The organism is Polaribacter irgensii 23-P (assembly GCF_000153225.1).
In the GTDB taxonomy this organism is placed as follows: domain Bacteria; phylum Bacteroidota; class Bacteroidia; order Flavobacteriales; family Flavobacteriaceae; genus Polaribacter; species Polaribacter irgensii.
Genome location: NZ_CH724148.1, coordinates 2,328,050 through 2,351,837, shown reverse-complemented (window position 1 = coordinate 2,351,837; position 23,788 = coordinate 2,328,050). Strand labels below are relative to the sequence as shown.

At 29.1% G+C, this 23,788-nt stretch carries 18 protein-coding genes; 2 read left to right on the top strand and 16 right to left on the bottom strand.

All coding sequences use genetic code 11. The annotated features are described in order from the left end of the window. Positions 1–39: 39 nt before the first annotated feature. From PI23P_RS10470 to PI23P_RS10460, 3 genes are all read right to left on the bottom strand, one after another. Entirely contained in the window at positions 40–978 is a 939-nt protein-coding gene (locus tag PI23P_RS10470; RefSeq protein ID WP_004570820.1) for a hypothetical protein, read from the bottom strand. A 915-nt stretch (positions 979–1,893) separates the two neighbouring features. Then, on the bottom strand, positions 1,894–2,226 hold the full coding sequence (locus PI23P_RS10465) for a YfiM family lipoprotein (RefSeq protein ID WP_004570819.1): 333 nt from the start codon (positions 2,224–2,226) through the stop codon (positions 1,894–1,896). A 711-nt stretch (positions 2,227–2,937) separates the two neighbouring features. Beyond that, a complete protein-coding gene (locus PI23P_RS10460; RefSeq protein WP_004570818.1) occupies positions 2,938–3,498 on the bottom strand; it encodes a YbhB/YbcL family Raf kinase inhibitor-like protein in 561 nt (186 codons plus the stop codon). A gap of 1,750 nt (positions 3,499–5,248) precedes the next feature. Between PI23P_RS10460 and PI23P_RS10455 the strand changes: the two genes are divergently transcribed. Together PI23P_RS10455 and PI23P_RS10445 are read left to right on the top strand one after the other, a co-directional pair. Further along, positions 5,249–6,049 (top strand): CHRD domain-containing protein, encoded by an 801-nt coding sequence (locus PI23P_RS10455; protein ID WP_004570817.1) that lies wholly within the window; start codon positions 5,249–5,251, stop codon positions 6,047–6,049. Between the two features lie 2,291 nt (positions 6,050–8,340). Beyond that, entirely contained in the window at positions 8,341–8,952 is a 612-nt protein-coding gene (locus PI23P_RS10445) for a DUF3575 domain-containing protein (RefSeq protein WP_004570815.1), read from the top strand. Positions 8,953–9,405: 453 nt separating this feature from the next. Here PI23P_RS10445 and PI23P_RS10440 read toward each other — a convergent pair whose 3' ends face one another. From PI23P_RS10440 to PI23P_RS10380, 13 genes are all read right to left on the bottom strand, one after another. After that, the gene (locus PI23P_RS10440; protein ID WP_004570814.1) at positions 9,406–10,776 is read right to left on the bottom strand and encodes a serine hydrolase domain-containing protein; all 1,371 of its coding nucleotides are present in this window, start codon (positions 10,774–10,776) and stop codon (positions 9,406–9,408) included. A 648-nt stretch (positions 10,777–11,424) separates the two neighbouring features. Continuing rightward, entirely contained in the window at positions 11,425–12,942 is a 1,518-nt protein-coding gene (locus tag PI23P_RS10435) for a TlpA family protein disulfide reductase (RefSeq protein ID WP_004570813.1), read from the bottom strand. 227 nt (positions 12,943–13,169) lie between these two features. After that, positions 13,170–13,937 carry a TIR domain-containing protein gene (locus PI23P_RS10430; protein ID WP_004570812.1) on the bottom strand — a complete coding sequence of 256 codons (768 nt, stop codon included), beginning with the start codon at positions 13,935–13,937 and terminating at the stop codon, positions 13,170–13,172. A gap of 153 nt (positions 13,938–14,090) precedes the next feature. Then, a complete protein-coding gene (locus PI23P_RS10425) occupies positions 14,091–14,465 on the bottom strand; it encodes a hypothetical protein (protein WP_238300022.1) in 375 nt (124 codons plus the stop codon). A 154-nt stretch (positions 14,466–14,619) separates the two neighbouring features. Beyond that, on the bottom strand, positions 14,620–15,183 hold the full coding sequence (locus PI23P_RS10420) for a hypothetical protein (RefSeq protein WP_004570810.1): 564 nt from the start codon (positions 15,181–15,183) through the stop codon (positions 14,620–14,622). Positions 15,184–15,233: 50 nt separating this feature from the next. Then, the gene (locus tag PI23P_RS10415; RefSeq protein ID WP_004570809.1) at positions 15,234–15,575 is read right to left on the bottom strand and encodes a hypothetical protein; all 342 of its coding nucleotides are present in this window, start codon (positions 15,573–15,575) and stop codon (positions 15,234–15,236) included. Between the two features lie 172 nt (positions 15,576–15,747). Continuing rightward, a complete protein-coding gene (locus tag PI23P_RS10410; protein ID WP_004570808.1) occupies positions 15,748–16,125 on the bottom strand; it encodes a DUF3703 domain-containing protein in 378 nt (125 codons plus the stop codon). Positions 16,126–16,325: 200 nt separating this feature from the next. Beyond that, entirely contained in the window at positions 16,326–17,528 is a 1,203-nt protein-coding gene (locus tag PI23P_RS10405) for a hypothetical protein (RefSeq protein ID WP_004570807.1), read from the bottom strand. A 164-nt stretch (positions 17,529–17,692) separates the two neighbouring features. Then, positions 17,693–18,682, bottom strand: coding sequence for a DUF4917 family protein (locus tag PI23P_RS10400; protein WP_004570806.1), 990 nt, complete (start codon positions 18,680–18,682; stop codon positions 17,693–17,695). Positions 18,683–18,846: 164 nt separating this feature from the next. Further along, positions 18,847–21,477: a carboxypeptidase-like regulatory domain-containing protein gene (locus tag PI23P_RS10395; protein WP_004570805.1), complete on the bottom strand. Its 2,631-nt coding sequence runs from the start codon at positions 21,475–21,477 to the stop codon at positions 18,847–18,849. Next, positions 21,474–22,286: a GLPGLI family protein gene (locus PI23P_RS10390; protein ID WP_004570804.1), complete on the bottom strand. Its 813-nt coding sequence runs from the start codon at positions 22,284–22,286 to the stop codon at positions 21,474–21,476. Before PI23P_RS10390 ends, PI23P_RS10395 begins: the two co-directional genes overlap by 4 nt. A gap of 51 nt (positions 22,287–22,337) precedes the next feature. Further along, entirely contained in the window at positions 22,338–22,544 is a 207-nt protein-coding gene (locus PI23P_RS10385; protein WP_004570803.1) for a hypothetical protein, read from the bottom strand. Positions 22,545–23,278: 734 nt separating this feature from the next. Beyond that, positions 23,279–23,662, bottom strand: coding sequence for a hypothetical protein (locus PI23P_RS10380; RefSeq protein WP_004570802.1), 384 nt, complete (start codon positions 23,660–23,662; stop codon positions 23,279–23,281). Positions 23,663–23,788: the final 126 nt, after the last annotated feature.

The following is a 23,788-nucleotide window of genomic DNA, read 5'->3' as shown; positions in this document are numbered from 1 at the left end:
AAGTTTCTTAACTTTTTGTGTGTTTTTAAATGCGGTGTATCACTCGAAAAATTTTGGTTCTTTCCTGTATTTCCTTTTCTCTCTTCTTGAAAACTCCTGCAATTTAATGTTCTCATTCAATAATACCTGATACGTTTCTCTGGACTTAATTTTCTTATTCGCGTTTTCTATAAAGAAGACTGGGTCTAGAAATTGAACTTTGTGATCTCTATCTTTTAGCGTACTTTTTTCAGTATCCAATAAATTTTTTAGATAATAAAAAACACTAAAATCTAATCGATAATTCGGAGTATTAAATTTCTCTAACTTTCCTAAGAACGAATGAGGATAGACTTCTTGGCCTAATTTTACAAATATTTTATTTTTATCAAATCCTTTATAAGAGGCGATAGAGCCATCAATATGCTCTATTAAAATACTATTTCTTTCGCTAGTGTAAACTTTTTTGAAGGTAGCATTATTATTGTAAGTAGCTGAAATTGCAACCACGATCCCTTTGCGCATCGCGTAAATAGTGTCAGATTTAGTTGAATACACAATAAAAGATTTCCAATCAATTGGTTTTTTACTTCCAAAATATTTTTCTCCAACATTTGACGCTTCAAATATTTTTACGGATTTTTCTGTTTTAAAAGGAAGCAGATAGACAATGTCTTCGTCTATTTTTGGGTTTGGGTTGCCAGCAGTATAAATAAATTTATAAGAGAAGGAAATTCCTTGATTTTTATTAGATGGTTTTAATGTGAATAATGATCCAGCACTGTGTTTTATTATTTTTTCGTATGCCCTACGGTCATTACAATTTGTAAGATTATCAAATTCAAGTTTTAAATAATAACTTCCAGGGATATTTTTTTTGTAATAAAATTCAATGCTATTGTCATTTTTTATTTTGTGTGTTACTTCAATTTTTTTGTGCTGACCACAAATAATATGAGAACAGAAGAATGCAATTATTACAAAAGCGCTAATTTTCATGGTTTTTATTTTTGTTGAACGTAATAGTTACGTATGTATGCGATTCGTTTGGCTATTTTTTTGTCAAGTTCGTTTGATTTCAATTCAGTAAGCACTTTTAGGATGTATTAAGATTGCTGAAAATCTAAGTATTCGATAGTGAAAATAAGATAAAAATCTGATATTTAAAATCTGAATGAGTATTTTGTTTGTTTTTCTATTTTTTAAAAGTGAATGTAAAACTAGTAATTATGAATACTTCGATAACAAATAAATAATGAGTGAGATTGTTTAGGGAGGCATGAGACAGGTCATTGCACATTCTTTTTGTAAAAAATCAATCAGTACTCTTTGTGAATTTATAAGTGTAAAGATTAAATCCCTAATTTTTAAACTTCTTAATTATATGTTATAGATTTGCCACAATATTGTTTGGTTAAAATACTGAGAACTAATTTTAAATTCATATTGTTTTAAATACAGGACTCTACTCTAAATTGAACATTTCTTTAAACAATGCAATCTCGTATCATCTAGATCGCTTAAGTGTAATTGCTATTAAAAATTGCGCTCAGTGTTCTGAGATTAAGATCTCATGCTCAAATTGTTTTGAATTAAGCAAGTCATGCTTGTACAAATGAATGCTTGTGAATACCTACAAATGAGTTTTTTGAATTGCTATTTGTAAAGGTGTAATTGATAATCGCATCTGCTTTGAGCAGTATTTAAAGTTTGTGAAATTTTATAGCGTTTACCATGGTTGTGACGCAGGTAAGTATTCTTTATGAGTGTAAGATGCCCTAGCAGTTATACTTTAGTCAATTTAAAGAGGTTATTGGCTGTTGGTTTAATTTTTTAATGAGCATAATATCAATTTGGAAACTCTTTTTAGAGCGTCTACTTTTTTGAAATAAAAAGTTATAATGGGTATTGTATTTAAATTTTTTGGTACGCGATGTCCCTTCTTTTTAGCGACCGGCGTTTAATACTTAGTGGAATTGTTATGGCCACTTGAAAAGCCAGAACCCCTGCTATGTTCGCTCTCATATCTCCCCAAGAAGCTTCGTTATTTGGCGAAAGACTGTCAATTGTTTCTTTTAAAGTACCAATAATTAATGCTGTGGAAAGTGAAATTAATCGCTTCTGTACCTCGTTTAAATTTTTATGTTTGGTGTGATCTGACAAGTACGCATAGGTGACACTGCTGATACCAAAAGACCCTACACTGTGTTTAATTTTATTCGCTTTCCAATAGTCTTTACTGCCCATGTGTTGCCCATTTGTGCTTAAAAATGGTATCAATAAAATAAAAAGGACTATTTTTTTTATAAGGGTGTAGCTTTAAATGGTGCACTATCAAATATTAGAATACCGCTGCATAAAAAGGAGTACTAATTATTTCATGTTATTGTGTAGATTCCATTTTCTCAGTAGTGCAAATACCTTTTAAGAACGATGAATCGCAATGTGCCTTTACTGTTGTATTAAGTAGATTACTACCCATAATTATAATGATATAGAGATCATTAAATTGAAGGCTGTAAAATCAAAAGCTATAAATCGATCCAGATTAGTTTGAAATAAATACACTCATAATCCCGAACACCGCCAAAGGAAAGGGTCTATGTTATCTTAAAGATAAAGAGGTGAAGAAGTATAGCGGTGAAAAGGTAAATAGGTGAAGAGAAATCACAACAAAAACGATCACTAATAATCGTTTAAATGCGGCAAGTTTTGGCGTTTATAATACTATTATTATAAAGTGAGTGGTTTGTCTTAGCACAAATATTAGCGTACATAAAAAGATAGCGATGCTCAATGGTATGTAATTTCAAAGTACAACGTGGAATGAACCGCTGCAAGGTACAAATGCAATAAAAATTTGATAATTAATGTATTCATTGTAAATCGAATGGAACACATGCAAGACCGGTTTAGATTAAAATCTAAACCGGTCTTATTTTTTATATTAGTAGGTGGCTATTGTTCTTTGCTCTTTTGATAATAGGTTACAATACTAGCCTTAGCGAGTGTGTTATTCCATAAATAATATCCAACTACAGCGGGGTTCGTGCTTTCATTTAATCCGAGTTTGTCCGTTTTTAAAGCATAAACTGTAATTATATATTGGTGTAAACCGTGTCCTTTTGGTGGGCAAGGTCCACCATAACCGTGGATACCATAATCAGTGATACTCTGAATAACGCCTTCTGGTGTTAAGTTTAGTTTTGTGTTTCCAGCTCCAGAGATTAATTCGCTTGTGCTTGCTGGAATGTCAAATACAACCCAGTGCCACCATCCACTGCCAGTAGGAGCGTCTAAGTCGTACATAGTTACAGCAAAACTTTTAGTTCCTTCTGGGGCATTTTTCCAAGATAATTGCGGAGATTGATTTTTACCAGTGCAGCCAAAACTATTAAACTCTTCATTTGTAGTAGCTTGCCCCCCTAAATCAGTACTGGACAAGGTAAAAGTTTGCTGTCCCAAAACCGCGCTTGAAAAAGTTATTAAGACTGCTAATATGGATATCGATTTTATCATAGTATTTGTTTTAATTATTAATTTATTTTACAAATTTAAGCAGATTTAATAAGTATCAAGGTACTAAAATAGCTCAAAAAACATTGATACTGGTTCAACTTGATTGATAGTGCTTTGGTGTTGGGACATACTTTCGTATTACAGCTTTAATAAAGTTTGATATTCAATTCTCTCAAATATGTTAGAAGATCTTCTTCGTTGATTTTTTAACAGAAAAGCAGTATATTCAAGTCTTTAGTTTTGAACTCATTTCTTTAGAGAATTTTTAAAATATTTCTTAAACTCTCTTTTGAAGGCTGATACAGGGGTATTTGATAGGAAGGAAAGCACTTTGATATTTAATGTATTGAACCGATTGTTTTCAACGGTTTGAATAAACCTTTGACTTTGATAGTTCCTTTTATGAAGTATCGCGCACAAAAAATGAACACTTTTCAGCATATTAGGCATCCTATGATTTTTTTAAACTTTGTTTTTAGAATCTTTTCTTGAAAAGATTTATAAAGTTTAGAAATATCTAAAAGACTGTGAGCAAAGCCACTAATAAAGCCGTTATTTTTAAAGAAGTGCGTTGAGTGTCATATTTTGTCTGTGGATATTTTGAGTCCAAACTTTCTAATTAATTTTAAATTCTCTTCGTGAGAAAAGAAAAAGAGAAGCCTTCTATAGTGACGTGATTCTTTGGAAATTTTTCTTAGTCACCAAACAGTTTCTAGATTTTAGGAATGGAAACTTTGAATTGTCTATTGCGTGTGCAGAATTATCAAAATAAACCTCTTCGGCTCCATTGTGAAGAAAACTAAACGTGTTTTGTTTAGTGCAATTTGTTGCTTATAAATTTCATGTGAATTTTTATAATCGGATACATGGATAGAGCGTGAAGCATCTAGATTTAGTGCGTCAGGTTCCGTAATTGTCTTCATCGCACGCCAATAGTATCCCGCAATATTTTATGTGGTTTGATGTGTAACTGAGATTTTTAAAAAAAAAGGCAGCAATTAATTGGATTCTTTTTGGCAGATACTTTTTTTAAAAACACGCTTCAAGAGGATTCTTTTAAGGATAGTGCTATTTTATTCTTAAAAAGAATTCCCATGTTGTAATATGAATTATCTTTAAGAAATCTTGCTGTAATATTTGTTACATGTCTTCAATCAATTTTATCGTTTTTTCCTCAGTTCAAAATTTTCACTTTTCCAAATAGATTTGATAGTGCAAATAACATTTCGAGTTTGTTAGAATATATGATTTAAATAGAAAAAGTATCTAAATGATGACATCGTATCTCTTAACGAATATCAAAATTAAATAAAATAATCCTCGAAAACAGTTCGTGGGTCATTCCCTAAGCGCCAAAATTTTTATTTGCTAAATTCATTGTTTTTCAAATTAACTTTAGCATTTTTATAACATTTTTTTACACAGCACTTTTTTGAATTTGAAGTTGTGTTGAAGCGTGTGCTAGTTTAAATTTAATTGTGGAAGAGTTCTATCTATTTATAAATAAATAATAACTCGAAAAGCGTCTTTCTTATAGAGCGAGGCAAATAACAGCTGTTAACTTGTTCGATATCGGTTTTAGTTAATTATGATGAAAGGCTAAAAACGACCCTATTTTGACGGCATTTTTCGTTAAGTCACAATAAAGTTCATAATTATTTCATAATACTGTCTAAACAAATAGTTAATTTGTTAAACAAAATAAATATTTTTCGTATATTTATGTAGTATTTAAAAAAAGACACAAATCATGAAATATTTAAACAAAAATTTATTGGCATTATTAATAATGATTCCTTTTCTTTTTGCTAGCTGCAGTAGCGAAGATGAAGTAATACCACAAATATCTGAACTCAATTCTAAAGTCTATACTTTAGAAACAAAGGGTGATTTTGGAATTTCTGGTACCGCCAAACTTATTAGCTACAGCGATGCTACATTAGCAGTTGAATTAGATTTACAAAATACACCTATGGGTGGAATGCACCCTGCACATATTCATTTTAATACGGCTGCAGAAGGCGGTGGTATTGCGATATCTCTTGAAGCAGTAAACGGTGATACAGGGAAAAGCACAACGACCTTCACAGCCCTGGATGATGGCACATCCATTTCGTATCAAGGATTACTTGCTTTTAATGGTTATATAAATGTGCATTTAAGTGCACAGGAATTGTCTACTATTGTTGCTCAGGGAAATATTGGCGTGAATGTAAACACAGGTGTGGAATCACCGACATATAAGGTAACTAACACGGGAGCTTCAGCGTATATCTTTAATGGAGAAGGACTTTCTAACGCTAGCAATCCAAATTTTACGCTTAAACGGGGAAATTCATATACGTTCGAATTGAATGTATCGGGACATCCATTTTATATCAATACAACGCCAGGAACTGGTACGGCAAGAGCATACAATAAAGGCGTGGAAAACAACGGGGCTCAATCTGGGAAAATTACATTTACTGTACCTGCTGACGCACCGAACACATTGTATTACAATTGTGAGTTTCATGGCTCGATGTATGGCACAATTACGATTATAGATTAAAACGTTACATATCATAAAGAATAGGTAATAAAATAAGTGGGGTGCTTAAGCTTTCCACTTATTTTATTTTATACCATTTTTCTTTTGATTATTTAATTCTTAAAAGCCGAATCAAATGCTCTTCTTACGTTTGGTTTGGGTTTGTTGTTATATTTTATTTTGATTTGTGAATGCACAGCGATTTTAGTGTATTAAAAATTTATTTTCCGCCTATTCAATAAGTAGATTTTCTGAGAAACTTTTTTATATCAGGTTCGTTGACTGTTTTAAAAAAGTTGATTTAATGAAAAAAAACAATTGAGAAAGTCTGTTGTACTTTGGTGAACGGTTTAAAAATTAGTAGCTAATTTTATATTGTACTGTAGCTTTTTTTTTATCACAATCGGCATCACAAGATTTTTAATAAAACTATTTAAGGAACTACTACAATACTGTTATTAGATTATGTTTAATAGTTTAAAGTATACATTCTAATTGTGGCATCATTTCACTACATATTAATTTTACTTGAGCATTGTTGACGCTGTTTTTTCTGTTTGATGCGTTTGAACGCGCCTTATTGTCCAAGGAAAACAAAATTATTATTAAGTTTAAGTATCATTTGATTTCGTTTTAAAATTAGAAAATCACTGTTTTAATATTTTTGTTATCAACAAAATGCTAAAGCTTAACTCGTTTTTTTCTTTTGAAAAAGAGATTTGTACTCCTTTACTAGGGTTGATGCGATAGTCCCAAGAAGTTCTGCAGTATTGTTGCGTCAGTTTTTTTTCAATTTTAGAGTCAAAAAGGATTGTATTTAATTTCAGGATATTTGGAAGTTCAAAGGCACTTGAGGTATCAAAATTTACTACAGAGCTTTCAATTTAAGAATGGTTGTTAAGATTGAATTCAATTTTTTTTTATTTACATTGATATTTATACCACACAACACAAACACCATTACTATTTCTAAAATATACTTTAAGGTTTCTATTCTTATAATTTTTAACGTTGAATTATATAGGTAATTTGTGAATTATAATATTACTTTGGATTAAGTGTGCGCTAATTTTTGGCGTTTTTTACTTTGAATAAATTTTAAATTGATTTTCCGACAATTATATTTAATCATTTTGGACTACCCAAATAATTGATAATTAATCTAAAATATAATTTTTGAATAGCTGATTTTTTATTCTTGAATTATTTTGTCCGTGTTTGTTTCTAAGACTGGAAGTAGCAAGTGTAAAGAAACTTTAACAATGTAATTTTTTGTTCTCGCGAGAATTTAGTTTTGATTATACGAAAAAACTTGGACTGAAAGCACCACTAATAAATTGATTTTCTTAAAGTGGATACCCCGCTGTTTTGTCAAGTTAGTTGTGTGTTTTAACTGGTTATTTTTTAGGTCTAAGATAAGATCTTCGAAAGTATGTTAGGACTTTCGAAAAAAGGCAGTTAAGGCAGCAATAAATTATAAATGGCCTAAGTGAGCATTTTAATATTAACACTATATCGGGATATTTAAATCAAAAATAAAATTGGGAGAAAGCAGTTTTACACTAACAAAATTGCAAGTATTAACTGCAGTAAAAGCGGTGTGCGATTTTTCAGCAAAACACTTTTTCAAAATGCAACAGGAGTACATGTTTAAAATAGTGAAATGGTTAATCGCTGTCAAAGAAACAGACTTACACCAGCACAATTATTATTTAAGTATTTGTAAACCTATTTGAATTTAGTATATAGTTCAAACCTTCCAAATCATTTCAGTTAGCTTGCGCATTTTTCAGAAGTTCTGTTTTAAATAAAGGAATAAATACACGATTTTCCTAAGTACATATAGAGTAGTATAAAAATAACTTAATTATGTTACAACTTGATAGGTAATATTGTAACACCTCTTAAATTTAGTAATCACTTATATTTTTATATGTTCATAGCAGTTTAAAAGAGCTTATTTAAGGTAGGCTTACATGTAGGTTAGGTATTGAAAACCAGTTAAAAAATTCAGGTAGGCAACCCTCAGAATACACCAATATATCAAAATACTCATTATTTAAAACTATGTATTTCAATTAGTAAATAAAGAATAAGTTCGATTTTAGGCTTAAAATAATTAATATTAAAATAGTGGATATATCATTTTTGTTACAGTTGTTTTAACTTCTGTTGGGTATTCAGATAAAGATGGTAATTTGTATTAAATTAGTTTCTATTTAGCTTATTAAATCAACACCGATCTTTAAAATATAAATGCTGTTAAGTAAAATAGCAGATAATCAAGGAATTTATTACTTTAGCCGAAAAAAATGAAAAATTTAATATTACCAATATTTTTTATATTGTTTACAAAGAGTATTTTGGCGCAAGTAGAATTAAAAACAAATATTGCAACTTTAGTTGCTGGAATTCCCAATGTTGGTTTAGAGTTTCAAGTAGGAAAAAATGCAAGTATACAATTAGATGTACTCGGCTCTTTTTGGGATAGTGTAGACGGTGCTCCATTTCAAATAAATCAAACTTTTTTAGAGTACCGACTTTATAGTAATTCAAATATTAGTGAGTGGTTTATTGGAGCGCATCTGGGGTATGGGATGTTTACCATTCAAAAACCTTATGATCTTATAATTTCTCCAAGATATTCTACGACAGAAGATCCAGATGGGGCATTTCGGTCGGGACGTTCTGTTTTTCATGGATTAACTGTTGGTTATAAAAAACTTCTTAACAAGCGATTTTCTTTAGAATTGTTTATTGGTGGAGGATATGCAATGTCTCATTATAAGGGATACAACGGATTGAATCGAACTGATATAGGATCAGAAAACTATAGACCATTTAATGGCAGTGGAGAAGTTTTAATCTATAGAGGCGGGTTAATGATTATTTATAAAATAGGACCCTATAAGAAGAAAGATTAATTAATTATTAGTTTTAAATAAATAAAATTTTTTTGAGATTGAAAATAAGTAGAATATGCTAAACGGAAAGCATTTCTTTTTCATATCATGCAACCATTTTTAAGTGCGTAAATGAACTGTTTTTTTTTATTAATATATTATCGCCTTTCACAACTCGTTTAATAAAGCAATTCTTTCAGTATTCTTAAATAGTTTTAAACTAAATGGTGGAAATATTTTTTAAATTAACCTAAAAAATTTCTTTGTTTTCATTTAATTACAGATAAATTATCCTGGGACCAATAATTGAAAACACGATTTTGTCATTTTTTAAATGCCCTACAACGTTTGGTGTAGGAATAGTAGACGTTTCGGAAGTAGAAAAATTCAAATTACTTCTAAATGTTATGCGGGCTACAATGTTGATATTTACTACTGTTTAGGCTATTATTTTTATATATTGTTACAGCCTTTTTATTCATTTATTGATACAGGGATTACTTTATTGATAATAAAGTCTGAAAGGTTTCTTTCATTTTCTGTAGTACCAACCATGGAATTAGCATTTGCTGTTGTTATAATGATTAACTCATGCTTGGGAAGGATAATTAAAAATTGACCTCCAACACCTGACGCTTGATACGTGCTGTGTTTTCCAAACGGTCTTGGATACCATAAATAGCCATACGTCTCATACCATTTTATATTCTCCTTTTTTACATAGTTTTTCATAGATTCTTTAATCCAATCTTCAGTAATAATTTGTTGTCCATTATATTTTCCGTTGTTTAAATAGAGCAGCCCGAATTTTGCTAAATCAATGGATGTTAGATGCATCTCTGAACCTCCGAAATGAATACCGTTTGGATCCTTTGACCAATAGGCTCCTTCAATACCTAGTGGTTTGAAGAGGTATTTGTTGGCAAACTCTAGCGTACTCATTTTAGTCCGTTTGGTTAATATTGCCGATAACAAATGTGTATTTGGCGTGGCGTAATTTTTAATGGTTCCTGGTTTATTCTTTAATGGTAGATTTAAAGTAGCCTCTACCCAATTGTCGCTATTAAATACGGGATCACTTCCAAAAGGGTACCTGTTTTCAGAATAATCAAGACCAGATTGCATTGTAAGTAGGTGTTTGATTGTGAGTTCTTTTTTAGCTGTGACATCATTTTTAATTGTCACATCATTTAAAATATCTAAAACGAGTTCATTTACATTTTTTATAAAACCTTCTTTAATAGCAATTCCAATAAGAGCAGAGAGAATGCTTTTATTGATTGATTTAATATTGAACATTGTATTTTGGTCTAGGTCTCCAAAATAGTTTTCCGAAATAAGTTTCCCGTTTTTTACAATTAAAAGACTGTGCAAATATTGATATCTACGAGCCTCATCAATAACTACTTTTAAATCCGTTGGATCAATATTGGTTTCCTCAAAAGAAGCCTTTTTTATCGGTTGATTATCACTACTTTCTTTTTGTTTGAATACAGATTTCGGAATTCTGGGAATACTTGAAACACGTTCAATATCAAGCTTAAATTCCTTGCCTTGATAGTTGAAAGTTCCCTCGATTTTTTTTTCGTCAACAAATTTCCCTTTGTAGCTCGCACTTATATGTGGTAATTCCATACTAAATGAATCCGAGTCTTTTGTAAGGTTGCTTATTGGAAAATTCATCCATCCCTCATCTGGTGTATCCAAAAATGAGGTTTCATTTGTAAAGCGAAATACATATCTTTTATCATCAGATATTCCCTGCCAATTGCCATTAAGGTTCTGTTGAGAAAAAGAAATGCTTGAAATAATTAATAGATTAAGGAAGAGTAAAATTTTTTTCATTTGATTTATCTGTATTTAATTGTCTGTAACGTGTTTATACTCTTACCTATTATCCGTATTAGTTTCTATATTGGGGCGGATATGCGGAACTTTATGCGTTTTGATGTTTTTCTTTTCAGCGTTAAATTATTAAAAGAAAAACTCCTAACTTTAAAAGTTTTTACAGACTGAACGGCTCCTTTTATCTATCGGATAACGATATAAAAGCAAACTTTTTCAATAGTTTCTTTTGAAACAAAACTACATTAAAATAGCATTCGTGTCAATCCCTGAAAATGGTAGGATTTGGGTATCCCTGTAAATAGGATATACCTTTGCAGTTGTTCTATCGTGGCGTGTTTTTTTTATTTTAGAATAGATTGGGAGGGAAGTGATCTTGTTTTCTACTTTGAGACAACTATACAAGTGATTAATTTATTAAATAAACCACGAACCAAGAAAGTCCGTTTGGACTTTTGTAAATAAGCGATTTGCCAGCAATTAATTTTATACGGTGTTGTGTCTAGTTAATTAACTTCCGAATATTTTCAATCCATTCCATTTTTGGTTCATTTTCGAAAAGGTAGTTTTTTATTAAATATTTTAATTGAGAAATAAGCTTCTATAATTTTTGAAACTAAATCAGGCGCAGTTAAACTATTCTTGAAATTACTTGATTTTATATTTTAGAAGAGTTTCTTTTATCTTTTTGCTAGTTGGACCAGGAGCATTATCCTCTACCAACTTGCCATTTGTATCAAAAATCATATATCTTGGAATTTCCTTAACCTTTAAATCGTGCATAAATTTAGATTCATCTGGATTAAGAATTAAATAACTATGCTTATGCGATTCTATACCTTCAACTCTAGATGCATTTCTCCAAGCTTCATTATCCTTATCTATAGATAAATAAATAAATGCAACTTTCTCTTTCCCATGCAATTCATTCAGTGTTTTTTTTGAAGCTGGCATAGCTTTTCTACAAGGTGCACACCAACTAGCCCAAAAATCTACATAAATCACATTACCTTTTAAATTATTTTTCAAATCATTGAAACTTATTGTTTGTCCATTAGAATCTAATAAATTTAACTCGGTAGATGAGTTATACTTTTTCTTTAAGCCAATTAAATGTTTTGTTTGAAAATAATTTTGAAAATCTGAATCTGAATACTCCAAATTGAACTTATCAAATAACTGAACTACTTCGTCTAAAGGATTTCCTTGTTCAATCATTTCTTCTAAACAAATTATTCTAGACTTTTTTACCAAATCGTTTCTTGAGATTTTATTTGGAAGATCTTCATATATTTCTGAAATATTATAAACCGTTTTTGAACGTGATTTATCGGCCTTATTTAAATATATGATATCAAATAAAATTGTCTTTAATATACTGTACTGTTCTGTCGAATTTGATAGACTGTTTAAAAAATTATCAGACGATAAATAATCTTTTAATTTAGTTTTTTTTGTTAATCTATAAACCATAGATATATCTATAAACCTTTTTTTTAAAAACAAATCCTGATATACATTTTTCCTAGAATCACCAAAGATTCTATTTGTTTCCATTTTATATTCAACCAAGAGACTGTCATATTTTGTTATAAAGTTAGCAACTTGATTTTCATTTTTGATTATGTCTTTATTTGCTCTTGCTCTATAGAATCTTATTTTTGAAAAATTCATTTTAAATTCTACTGAGTTTTTGTGGTCAAAAGAATAATAATTATTTATAAAAGCGTCTAAATAATTTGAGAAAGATGTATCAATTACTGTTCTATAATCAAGCTTTTCTGCAAAACTTTTTGACTTGTTTTGAATTTCTTTTATTAATGTGTCCTTTGCAAAGCTTAATAATAATGTGTCCCCTTGTTTCACAATCAAACTATCAACGTATTCATATTTATTATGAACTTTGATAAACTGGTAAGGTTGAATTTTGATTCTTAAGGTATCGGATTTATTGTGCAATATATTTTTGTAACCTTTTAAATGATTAAAGTTTTTTTCAGTTGTAATTAAAATAGGAGATTTAATTTCTGTTTTAGGAATCACAGTAAGAAAATCAATTTTTTCATTTTTTTTACTTTCAAGGTTTGCAGCACTAGCCTTTTTTTCTGAATTGTTACATGAGACAGCTAATATGAGTAGGACAAGTAAATAATAAATAAATTTCAAAATAGTTTTGGTTTAAATAAAAGTTATAGTTTCCTCGTAATACTTTTTAATTCCATTTTACAAATCTATAATTTTAGATTTGTTACGTTAAGTTATTGAATGGAAGTTCTGTTTGTCACAATTAGGCACAACGTTTGGTATAAGGTTAGTTGCGTGTTTTAAGCACTAAATTTCGTAAATAATCTAAAAGCCAGCAATTAATTTTATACGGTGTTGGGCATAGTTTTTTAAATTACTAAATTCATATCAATATCATATCCGCTATTTCTAAGTTCCTTTGCTAAACTCAGTCTCCATTCTTCTTGAGTTGAAACATAAACAACTCCTGAAATATCATTTGGCTTTTCAACATTTCCTTTTACCAATGCACAAACGTTTCTTCTTCCAATTTTACCAATTAGATAACCGTGTTCAAAAACTACGTTTTGTCTTGCTCTTGGTTGCATATTAGGATTTTCTTCTTTCTTTGTTCCAATATCGCAAGGAGTGTAAAGAACTATTCCAAATCCAACATTTGAATTTTCTTCAATTTTTTCAATTATAGTATTCCCAGAACTTGCTTGTTCGTGAAGGATAATTGCTTTTAAACCAAGTTTTTCAATAAATCTTGCTACTTCATTTTTTAGTAAATCATCGTGTCCGTGAACAATAAAAACTTTAGTCAAATCAAGTTCTTGTGTCGCAATTTGTTTTTTCTTTTCTTTAGGTGTAATTCTTAAACAAGCTGTTAACGCACTTACTAATTTGGTTTTTTCCAATTCAAACTCGTGAGCATGATAATCGTTCAGATGTCTTATGTCAAATCTTTCGAAAATTCTCCAAGGCGCACTGTTTTTTCCATAATTACTTAGAATAAAGTCTTCACATTCAGCAACCCAAGATTGCATTTCAACTCCAGCTCTACTAAAAGTCCCAAGTCCAGATTCGGAATAGCTATTTTTCTCAAAATTGTGTTCTGTTGCTTCTTGAATTAGAGACTCTATTTTTTCTTTCATAGGTGTTTGTTCAAATTATGCCCAACGTGTTTGTATAAGGTTAGTTGCGTGTTTTAACCACTAAAGTTAGTAGACATATTATACAGATAGAAAGTCCGTTTGGACTTTCGTAAATAGGCTAAAACCAGCAATAAATTATATACGGTGTTAGCTTTAGTTTTTGTTTTTTCCATCTAATTCAGATAGCTTTTCAAAAGTTCTTCTTAATTTTGAAGTCAGGTTCTTTAAATTAGATGTTTTCCCAGTCACTTTAAATTCAAAATTATCTACTCTAACTTTCGTTTTGTCAATTTCAGATTTATTAACATATGAAAAACCTAAAGTTATTTCTTGATTCTCGTCATTTTCTTGGAACATTTCCGCGACCATACTCCAATCAAAACTCTTCAATTCTTCAATATTGTTAGTTTCTATTAAAAATTCCGTTATTGCACTTTTAGTTTCAGTTATATTTTTCTTCACTGTTTGTGCATAAGAAGCGAAAGTTAACAGAGATAAAATTCCAATTAAAATGTTTTTTGTTTTCATAATTCCTATTTTCATGTTTTTTTTAATTAAATCTAACGTTTGGTATATGGTTTGTTGCGTGGTTAAGCAACTAATTTAGCAAATACAAACCAAATAGAAAATCCGCAAGGATTTTCGTAAGTAGGCGAGGACTAGCAATAAATTATATACGATGTTATATGCAGGCTTTTTCTAATTGTTCTATAATTCTAATTCTTTTTCCTAATAATTTGTTTTCGACTTTTCCAATATGATTGTCAGCTATATTTTTATAATTTTTAAAACCAATAGCTTTCGCTATATATGATTCATTAGCAAGATTTAATCTATCGACTACATTTATTAAATTCTTAAGTACGCTTTCTCCATCGAAGTAAGGACAGTTATAAGTTTCAATATCTTGATAATTTCCTTTAATTCTTTTGCGATAAAGAAAGTCCATTAAGCTTGTCGCTCCAATTGAATTAGAGACTTGTGTCCAATTATTTTGATTTAAACTTTTTCTTTTTGTACCACTTTTAGTTTTGAAATTCATTTTTGGTGCTTTTTCTTTTAGTCTTAATTTTCGTGTTGCCCTTAAAAACTGGCAAATATGATGATCAATTGTTTCAGGGTTGGTAGTATCTAATTCCATATGACTTTCAATATTTTGAGGTAAAACTATATTGTGATAATCAAAGTTTTTTTCAATTCCAACACAACATATGCTTATGGATTCAGGAAGCTTATTTTCAGTCATTATGGTTGCATATTTTTTCAAAACTGCTGTATGGGACGTTTCTGTATAACCTATAGCTTTAACATAGCTATTATATTACCGAAAACTGCATAATATGCTTGCGGAAATGCCCATTGCATACAAAATGCTTGTTGAGTATTAGCAATAATATCTAAATTCTGAAATAAAATTCTTTCAGTATTCCAAGAATTTTTTAGCCATTGAACAACTTCTATATTTGAATAATTCGCAGATTTAGAAATTTTAAGGTAATATTGATTATTTATAATTTCGTTTTCTATGTCAGAATTAATTAGACGATATCCAATTGCTTCAAATTGTCTTTTATTCATTTCCGCTCGAAACCATAATTCCTTTTCTTTTTCAGTTATTGGTTGATGGTTGTAACTCATAGGTGGTTTTAGTGGTAGCTTGCATATAACGTTTTTGTGTATGGTTAGTTGCGTGTTTTAAGACACTAATTTAGTAAATAATACACGAACCAAGAAAGTCCGTTTGGACTTTCGTAAGTAAGCGATTTGCCAGCAATTAATTATACACGGTGTTACCCAACGTTTTTTGTTTTCAGCTTAATTTAATTCCTGCTTTCGTAAAAATATTTTTCAACTCTTTTTCAATCGGAAATGGTTTTAAAGGCGGAACATTTGCTCCTCCAGGATTTCCAACTGGAATTTTTCCAACAAAAGATTTCACACCTCCAAAAATCAGACGTGGAATTTGTCCCATAACTTCTTTTCCGTTTTTGATTTTAATTCCGAATTGTAACATTTTCCAATGTACAAAAGTATGAGCGTAAGGATATTTTTGTCCGATTATGTGTGCTCTTTCCAGATGATTCCAAGCAATATTTAAATTTCCATTTGAGCATTCAGTTCGGTATTTATCCAATTCCACTTTATAAAATGGTTTCAAGCTTTCAGGTATCGAAGTGTAAAATTTCATATCTGTTTTTTAAGTTTTCTGTTCGGTTTAAATTCTAATGATTTACTTTTTTTAATGTTGGGTAACGTTGTTGTATATAGTTTGTTGCGTGTTTTAAGCAACTAATTTAGTAAATAATTACCGACCAAGAAAGTACGCGAGAACTTTCATAAATAGGCTAGAATTAGCGATAAATTATATACGGTGTTATGTGCAGTTCTTTAGAATATACTATCAATATTTTTCTTTAAGTTTTGAAGTGAATATTCAATATTTTTTATTTCAGATAAGGCATTTTCAATCTCTACATTATATTCTGTTTTCAGAAACTCAATTAGTGATATGTTTTCGTTTTCAATAAGTTCTGTTGTTAATTTTATATTTTCTTTCACTTTCTCTTGATTCATAGACAAAAAGATAGAAACAACAATAACCATAATAAATATACCAATAATAAAAAAAGAAAAAATTTCGCTTATTCTTGCGATTATTGATATTGGTTTAATTATCTCAATGTCTCCAAAAGTAATAGTTTTTAAGGTGTAATAAAAGAAATCAAATTGTGGATGAGTTCCAGTATATTCAAAGTTATTTGCATCGATGAAATGTAATTGAAAGTTTAGTAAACTAAAAAAAATAAGGGAGTAAACAAGAAATACAAAAGATCCATAAATCCAAGATACAATATATGCTTGCTTTCCTTGATAACTGTTTAATTTACTGGCAAATAATTCAGAAGCATATTTTGTCATTATTGCTCTTTTTATTTGTTTATTCCTTCTTAATTCTATACCTAGTTTAGAGTCATCTTTTTGAATAACTAATGAATTTATTATAACCGAATTATTAGATTTTCTACTACTATTTAGTGCTTCAAAAGTTGATTCAAGATTGTGACAAAAAATTGTAGGTTGTTTAAACGATTTTTTGATAAAGCGAAAAGCAAAGACTAGATAGAAATAAGAAATACAACATATAAATATCCATCTCGCCCATATTTCTTGATTTGAGAATAGTATTATTAATGATATTAGAAAAAAGAAAAAATTGAAAGCAAAAACTTTTAGGTTTGATAATTTGCTATAAATGGATTCGATATAATTTCCCAAAAGATAAATCTTACCAATACTTAGAACTGTTTTTGGAATAAACCAAAATATTAATAATATTGGATAAAATAATAAGGCAATAAAATAATACCATTTTGTATAGAAAAAATAAATAGTTAGACTGATGAAGTATGTTAACATTATGTTCTTCCCAATCCATTTCAAATTTTCTTCGAAAAAACCTAAAAAATATGTGTCCACTCTAAATATAGTAATTGATATTCCAATAACCCAGAATAATCCAAAAATTATATGCTTGCTTAATAAATTAAATTTTATGTTTTTATCAAGGTCTAAGTTAAGAAAACTACTCATTTATTTATTTTTTTTCTTATTGCACATAACGTGTTTGTGTATGATTAGTTGCGTGTTTTAAGCACTAAAGTAAGTAAATAAATCACAGATAGAAAGTCCGCGAGGACTTTCGTAAGTAGACCCAAACCAAGCAATTAATTATACACGGTGTTGCCAGTAGTTTTTTATTCAAAATCAAATAATGTACTTGAATCAAAAAACTCAATTTCAGTATTCTTGAACAGAGAACGAACTCTACTCAATTCAGCTTTTATTTCGTTCATTTTTTTACTTTCAGTAATTCTTATTCCGTATGCTATTTTTTCATAATTATTGTCAATTGCTTGAACAATATGTAAATCTTGATTACTCAGAGATTGTCCAAAAATGACCATTTTTTTACTTTTATTTTCTTTTAAATGTCTAAAACAATAAGACAGGTAATTATTAGATTGAATAGCTTTCAATTTCATTTTGTAAGTTCCTTCACTTATAAATAAGGGATAATTATCGCTTGTTATTTCTTTTGTTATAACTTCTATTAACCAATTTTCATCTCTTTTAATCTTTAAAGTATTTATTGATTTATCAAAAAGAAAAAGAGCTCCGTGTAAATAATATATGTGATTATTATTTTGCTCATCTCCAGAATTAAAAAGTTTGAAACGATTATCGTCATAATTTTCGTAATAAAAATAGTCTCCGAATTTTTTACTTTCTAAAATTAGATAATATGAGAATAGGTCGTAATTAGTCGTAAAAATCTGGTCAAATTCTTTTATTTGTTCTGCAACTTTTTGAATTTGTTCGAGTTTGATTTGGTCAGGTGTCGGATGAATTCTATTTATAGAATCTATTAGACCTTGCTTAATTAAGTTCTTGTTTTTCGAGATTCTATCGTGATTAATATTTAAAGCTTTACAGACTCTTTCGGTTGATTCAAGATGTTCTAAAATTATCTCAAAATTATAAGAAACAAATTCTTTAAATAAGCTTGTTATTTCGCCTGGGCAGTTTTTTATATAGTTTTCATATAGATTCCTATATAGTAGTTTTGAGCTAAAATTCAGACTGAATCCGTTACCTAAAAGAAGAGGGCTTTTAATGAAGTCTTTTTTAATTAAATTCCATTGCCGAATTCCTTCTGCATTTAATATTTCCGGAGTGTGTTTCATAAATTACTGGCAACGTGTTTGTATATGGTTTGTTGCGTATAAATAAACACTAATTTTTCGGATTAAACACAAAACTAACAAATAATAAATTATCTCTGGTAAAGCAAGTAATAGCAATAAACTATATACGGTGTTGGTAGCCGTTTTTTATTCCTTTCTTTTGTTCATAGTGGAAATCTCACATTAAATAATATTTGTGTTGGTCTTAAATTAAAATTGGTTTCAATGTAACTAAAATTATTAATGTTTACAGTTCGGTAATTGTTGGTGTTTAAAATGTTACTCCATTGCAATTCAAAATCTATATTTTTCTTTTTCCATGTATAGCGATACACTAAATCTGCAAATAAATTTTCGGTATTTTCTGCAAATAAATTATTCTTTATATATTCAGTTTTTAATCCTAAATATTGATTCTCTTTTGGGTAAATGTTTATGTTGAATTTATGAAATTGTTGTGTAATTTTCTGATTGTTTTGTCCTTGGGTTTCATTGTTTGAAAACTGAAAAACAGATTCTAATTCTGTATTTAACCAATCTGTAATATCTGTATCAATTTTACCGCTAAAACGCCAATTATGATTTGAAATATCTGTGGTTTCACTATTTAATATTTGTTGAAAATCTTGTAAACTATAATTGGCACTTAATGTAAGATTGGTATCAAAATCACTAAAGTATTTACTTGCTCTAGTCATTATATTATGACTAAAACGGTTATTGTCTTGAACAATGGCTTGTAATTCCGTTGCGCCATTGTCCAAAATTTGATTATTGTAGAGCAAATTATTGTAGGTTTTTGTATTACTATATATTAAACTAAAAAAGAGAGATTTTATAGGATTTCGATAACCTAATGATGCCGAATAACCAATATTTTGCATTTCGGGTAATGGTGCATCTATACGTTGTAAACTTCTATAATTTTGTAGAATATAATTGTAATGCACTTGATTTATAGTCCCAAATTGGTTGCTAAGGTTTGCAGATGAGCCAATACGCCAAAAGGATGTGAGGTCGTAATTTAAAGACAATCTAGGTTCAAAAGTTACACAATTTAAATTTTGTCCTTTCTGTAAAAGTTTGTCTTCTAATTGGTAATTATGCAAATTAACTGGTGTTGTTAATTCTATGCGCCATTTATCCTTTTTGTATTGCGTTTGTAGGTTGAAATACAGTTTTGAACGTGTCCAATCTAAATTGTTTTTAAAGTTATTAGTTGTATTTTCAGAAGTTAAAATAGCACTTTTTAAATTCTGTTTTTCAAACTGAATACCCAACTTTGGACTAAAACTAAATTGTTTCCAACCTTTTGTAAACGCTACTGAATTGTTGGTGTAAAATGTTTGTAACTCTATATTTTGCCTTACTTGGTCATAATCATTAGTGTCATTTAGTAAATCGTTAAATTGGCCAGGATTTACAACTAATGATTGTGGTGTTTTATTAAAACCAATGTAGGAATTAAGAGTTACTATTTGTTTACCTAACGGAAATAAGGTTTTAAGATTATTTGATAATTTAAAATAACGGTTACTTAAATTTTGATTAATAGTATTTGTATTCAATTGAATATTACCACGTTGACTATCCCAAAAACCTTGAAATTGTAAACTGTTTTTTAGGAAGTTTTTATAGGTATTTTTTTGAAGTGTTAGGTTGGTTTCTAAAGTGTTTGTATTGAGTTGATTGTATTTGTTTTCAAATAGAGCAATCGTATCGTTTGCGGTAAAAAACTGCGTGTCTGTAAAACCATTTTGTTGTTGACAATCGTTTAGATAAGATACATTTAAACGCAATTCGTAATCGTTTTTAAGTTTTTGTAAATAGTTTGTTGTGATTAAATGAATGTTATTATCTAACCATCGCTGTTCCGAAAAATTGGGTACTGCTAATTGCTGAATACCGAGCCAATCTTGTTTTTCATCGTTGCGCTCAAACTGTTCTAACAGCTCATCAATAGTTAATGTTTTTAATTGTTTTACAACATTATTACCAGTATTGTTGGTTTGATACGAAGTTAGCATTTGCCTTTTTTTAGAAAAAAGCATTGGTGTAACATTAGTATCCCAAAGTAATGGACTTAAACCTGCGCCAACTTCGGCTTGTCCAGTAAACGTATAACTATTTTTAAGTTTAATATTTATAGCTGCTTGGTCAGAATACACTAAACTATCCAATAATCGTATAGGTTGATGATTTTCTAAGACTTGTACTTTTACAACCTCTTTGTGTGGTAAGTTGCTGTTTGCAAGGTTGTATTTACCTTCTAACAAATCTAAGCCTTCAATATAATATTTGTTTATGGGTTTGCCTTGGTATAATATCTTACCATCATCTAACACCTCAATTCCTGGCATATTTTTAAGCACATCTGCAATAGTTCTATCCTCTTGTTTTGTAAACACATTAACAGAATAATTAATAGTATCACCTTTGCGAGTTATTGGACTGTTTTTAATAACAATTTCTTTAAGTTCGGTTATTTGTTCTTCTAAGACAAAATTTGAGGTTTGGGTTTTGTTATCAATTATTTTTACAATTGATTTAAAACCCATTGACCTAATATTGAGTTGTAGTTGTTCTACTTTACTATTTACTGAAATTGAAAAATAACCTTTGTTATCTGAAATAGCATAATTTAAGATGTCGTTTGTTTTTACAACGGTTATAGTTACACTTGCTCCAGAAATAGGTTTGTTTTTTTTGGTTTTTAAATTACCAATAATATTAGTTTGACAAAAGCTATTTATTGAAAAGATGCAAACCGAAAACATTAATAAAATTTGTTTCATTCATCGTTTTCTTTTAGCTCGATTGGGTTGTTTGTTTTTTCATTCCTTTTTCTAAATTTTTCACGAATAATCCTTTTGGTTTCTTCTGAAAAAACAGCACCTTGACTTTCCATATATGGAATAGGGTTTTGTTTAAAGTTTTTTTTAATTTTTGTATACTCACTTTTTGATACTGATAATGCTTCATTATCGTAGTTATTGTTTAATGATTTACTTTTTTTATATTTTTCCAAACCTATTAATGAATAGTTAATTTCTTTCTTAGAGTCATATATTTTAATTATCAAACCAGGAAGCCCTCTAAATTTATATGGCCCATCAGATATTGGTATCTCAGAAGTATACCAAGCTATATAATTTCTACCCCTAAATTTCGTTTCAGCTCTTCTTACCTTCATATTATTTAGTGTATCATAAATGTTAGTAATTTTCCACTTCATATTTACAGTATCATTATACATATAAATATTATCATAAAACTCATCATAAATGGTGATTTTTTTAGAACTAGTACTTTTGAAAATTCTTTTATTCGAAGAGGGCTTAGGTAATGACCTTAATTTATCTAAATCACTAAAATTTGCATTGTTTAAAATTGTGTCCAACCTTATTCTATTATCACTTACAAATAAGGAATTATCTTCATTTAAGTAGAGACTGTAATTTTCTAGATTTATTTTAGATTTTTCATCAGTCGAGTCAATTTGTTTCTGATAGTTATATTTTGCAATTAATTTATAGTTGAGATTATTTTGTGCATAAGTAGTAATACTTATTAAAGTTGTAAAAATTAATAATATTTTTTTCATTTTTTTTGAAATTTAAACAGAGGGACATTAAATGCCCCTCTGTAATTAATATTAGTCAGCGCATACTGCGTCATCATTAACTAAAACAGATTTAATTAATTGTTTTGTAGTTCCTTTGAAGTTACAAACATCATATTCACCACCACAAGAAAGTGTTACGTGAATACATCCTGCATCTTCTTCAGCTACAACATTACTTCCTGCAAAACTTGTCGCAGTTCCTAATACAAATACTAATGTTAAAAATAAATTCTTCATAATTTTTTAGTTATTTATGAAATTACTCAACTTTTAAAAAGTTGGTTTGGGAATTATTCCCCTTTTTGGTATTCATTCAATTCTACTATTTTGTTTACTCTTAATGTTCAAATCTCTTTAAGCGAGTGACTATTGTTGTTTCAATGTACAACTTTTCTTATTTATGAACATCTAACTTTAACGCAATATTGTCGTCAAATGGCTACCAACTTGTATATAGGCTTACCTTTTATCCGCATAAGACTCCATATTGGGGGGATATGCGGAACTTTATGCGTTTTTATGTTTTTCTTTTCAGCTTCAAATTATTAAAAGAAAAACTCCTAACTTTAAAAGTTTTTACAGAACGAGCTGCTCCTTTTATCTATTGGATAATGATTTAAAAGCAAACTGTTTCAATAATCGCTTTTAAAACAAAACTACATTAAAATAGTATTCGTGTCAATCCCTGAAAATGGTATGATTTGGGTATCCCTGTAAATACGGTATACCTTTGCAGTTGCTTTAAAGTGGCGTGTTTTTTTTATTTTAGAGTGGATGGGGAGGGAAGTGTTCTTGTTTTCTACTTTGAGACAACTATACAGGTGATTAATTCGTTAAATAAAATACGAACCAATAAAGTCTGTTTGGACTTTCGTAAGTAAGCTTAAACCATCAATTATTTTATAAGGTGTTGCCTTTTAGTTGTTTTTGGTTTATTCTTTATTCAACGTTTTGATTTTCAATTGCACCGGTTAATTATCATTCTTTATTTGTTTTCCTTTGATAATAAATTTTTCTTTTAATGATTCAATTACGAAAACTAATATTATTCCTAATGCCATTCCAATTGCATAATTATATTCAATTATTTCTTTTCCATTGAAATACCTTAAAATAAGTTCAATAATTATATACCCAAACATGAACATAGAAAAAATAGGAGCTTTGATGTTTTCTCTGGAGAAAAATATAATTAATAGAAAGACTAATTGTGGTTGTAAACTTTGCTTAATAATCTTATAAAAATCAATATTATTTAGATTTTCTGTTATATCTTGTTCTGTATAATTACTTAAAATATAGTTTATTGATATTAAAATAATAAACCCGGTTAAGCTGAAGTAGGTTTTTTTCATAAATCCTTTTCTTTTTTATTCAATTTTTATTCTTCTTTCTGTTTTTTACAATTAAAGGCAACGTTGACTGTATGGTTAGTGGCGTGTTAAAATGCTATTACTTTCGGTAAGCAATAAATTTTATAA

Bases quoted from the DNA above. Each gene is read 5' to 3' on its own strand.
- PI23P_RS10400 (WP_004570806.1), bottom strand. From the start codon at position 18,682: ATGAAACACACTCCGGAAATATTAAATGCAGAAGGAATTCGGCAATGG.
- PI23P_RS10465 (WP_004570819.1), bottom strand. From the start codon at position 2,226: ATGGGCAGTAAAGACTATTGGAAAGCGAATAAAATTAAACACAGTGTA.
- PI23P_RS10415 (WP_004570809.1), bottom strand. From the start codon at position 15,575: ATGAGTTACAACCATCAACCAATAACTGAAAAAGAAAAGGAATTATGG.
- PI23P_RS10410 (WP_004570808.1), bottom strand. From the start codon at position 16,125: ATGAAATTTTACACTTCGATACCTGAAAGCTTGAAACCATTTTATAAA.
- PI23P_RS10455 (WP_004570817.1), top strand. From the start codon at position 5,249: ATGAAATATTTAAACAAAAATTTATTGGCATTATTAATAATGATTCCT.
- PI23P_RS10405 (WP_004570807.1), bottom strand. From the start codon at position 17,528: ATGAGTAGTTTTCTTAACTTAGACCTTGATAAAAACATAAAATTTAAT.
- PI23P_RS10420 (WP_004570810.1), bottom strand. From the start codon at position 15,183: ATGACTGAAAATAAGCTTCCTGAATCCATAAGCATATGTTGTGTTGGA.
- PI23P_RS10380 (WP_004570802.1), bottom strand. From the start codon at position 23,662: ATGAAAAAAACCTACTTCAGCTTAACCGGGTTTATTATTTTAATATCA.
- PI23P_RS10425 (WP_238300022.1), bottom strand. From the start codon at position 14,465: ATGAAAACAAAAAACATTTTAATTGGAATTTTATCTCTGTTAACTTTC.
- PI23P_RS10445 (WP_004570815.1), top strand. From the start codon at position 8,341: ATGAAAAATTTAATATTACCAATATTTTTTATATTGTTTACAAAGAGT.
- PI23P_RS10390 (WP_004570804.1), bottom strand. From the start codon at position 22,286: ATGAAAAAAATATTATTAATTTTTACAACTTTAATAAGTATTACTACT.
- PI23P_RS10395 (WP_004570805.1), bottom strand. From the start codon at position 21,477: ATGAAACAAATTTTATTAATGTTTTCGGTTTGCATCTTTTCAATAAAT.
- PI23P_RS10440 (WP_004570814.1), bottom strand. From the start codon at position 10,776: ATGAAAAAAATTTTACTCTTCCTTAATCTATTAATTATTTCAAGCATT.
- PI23P_RS10460 (WP_004570818.1), bottom strand. From the start codon at position 3,498: ATGATAAAATCGATATCCATATTAGCAGTCTTAATAACTTTTTCAAGC.
- PI23P_RS10385 (WP_004570803.1), bottom strand. From the start codon at position 22,544: ATGAAGAATTTATTTTTAACATTAGTATTTGTATTAGGAACTGCGACA.
- PI23P_RS10470 (WP_004570820.1), bottom strand. From the start codon at position 978: ATGAAAATTAGCGCTTTTGTAATAATTGCATTCTTCTGTTCTCATATT.
- PI23P_RS10430 (WP_004570812.1), bottom strand. From the start codon at position 13,937: ATGAAAGAAAAAATAGAGTCTCTAATTCAAGAAGCAACAGAACACAAT.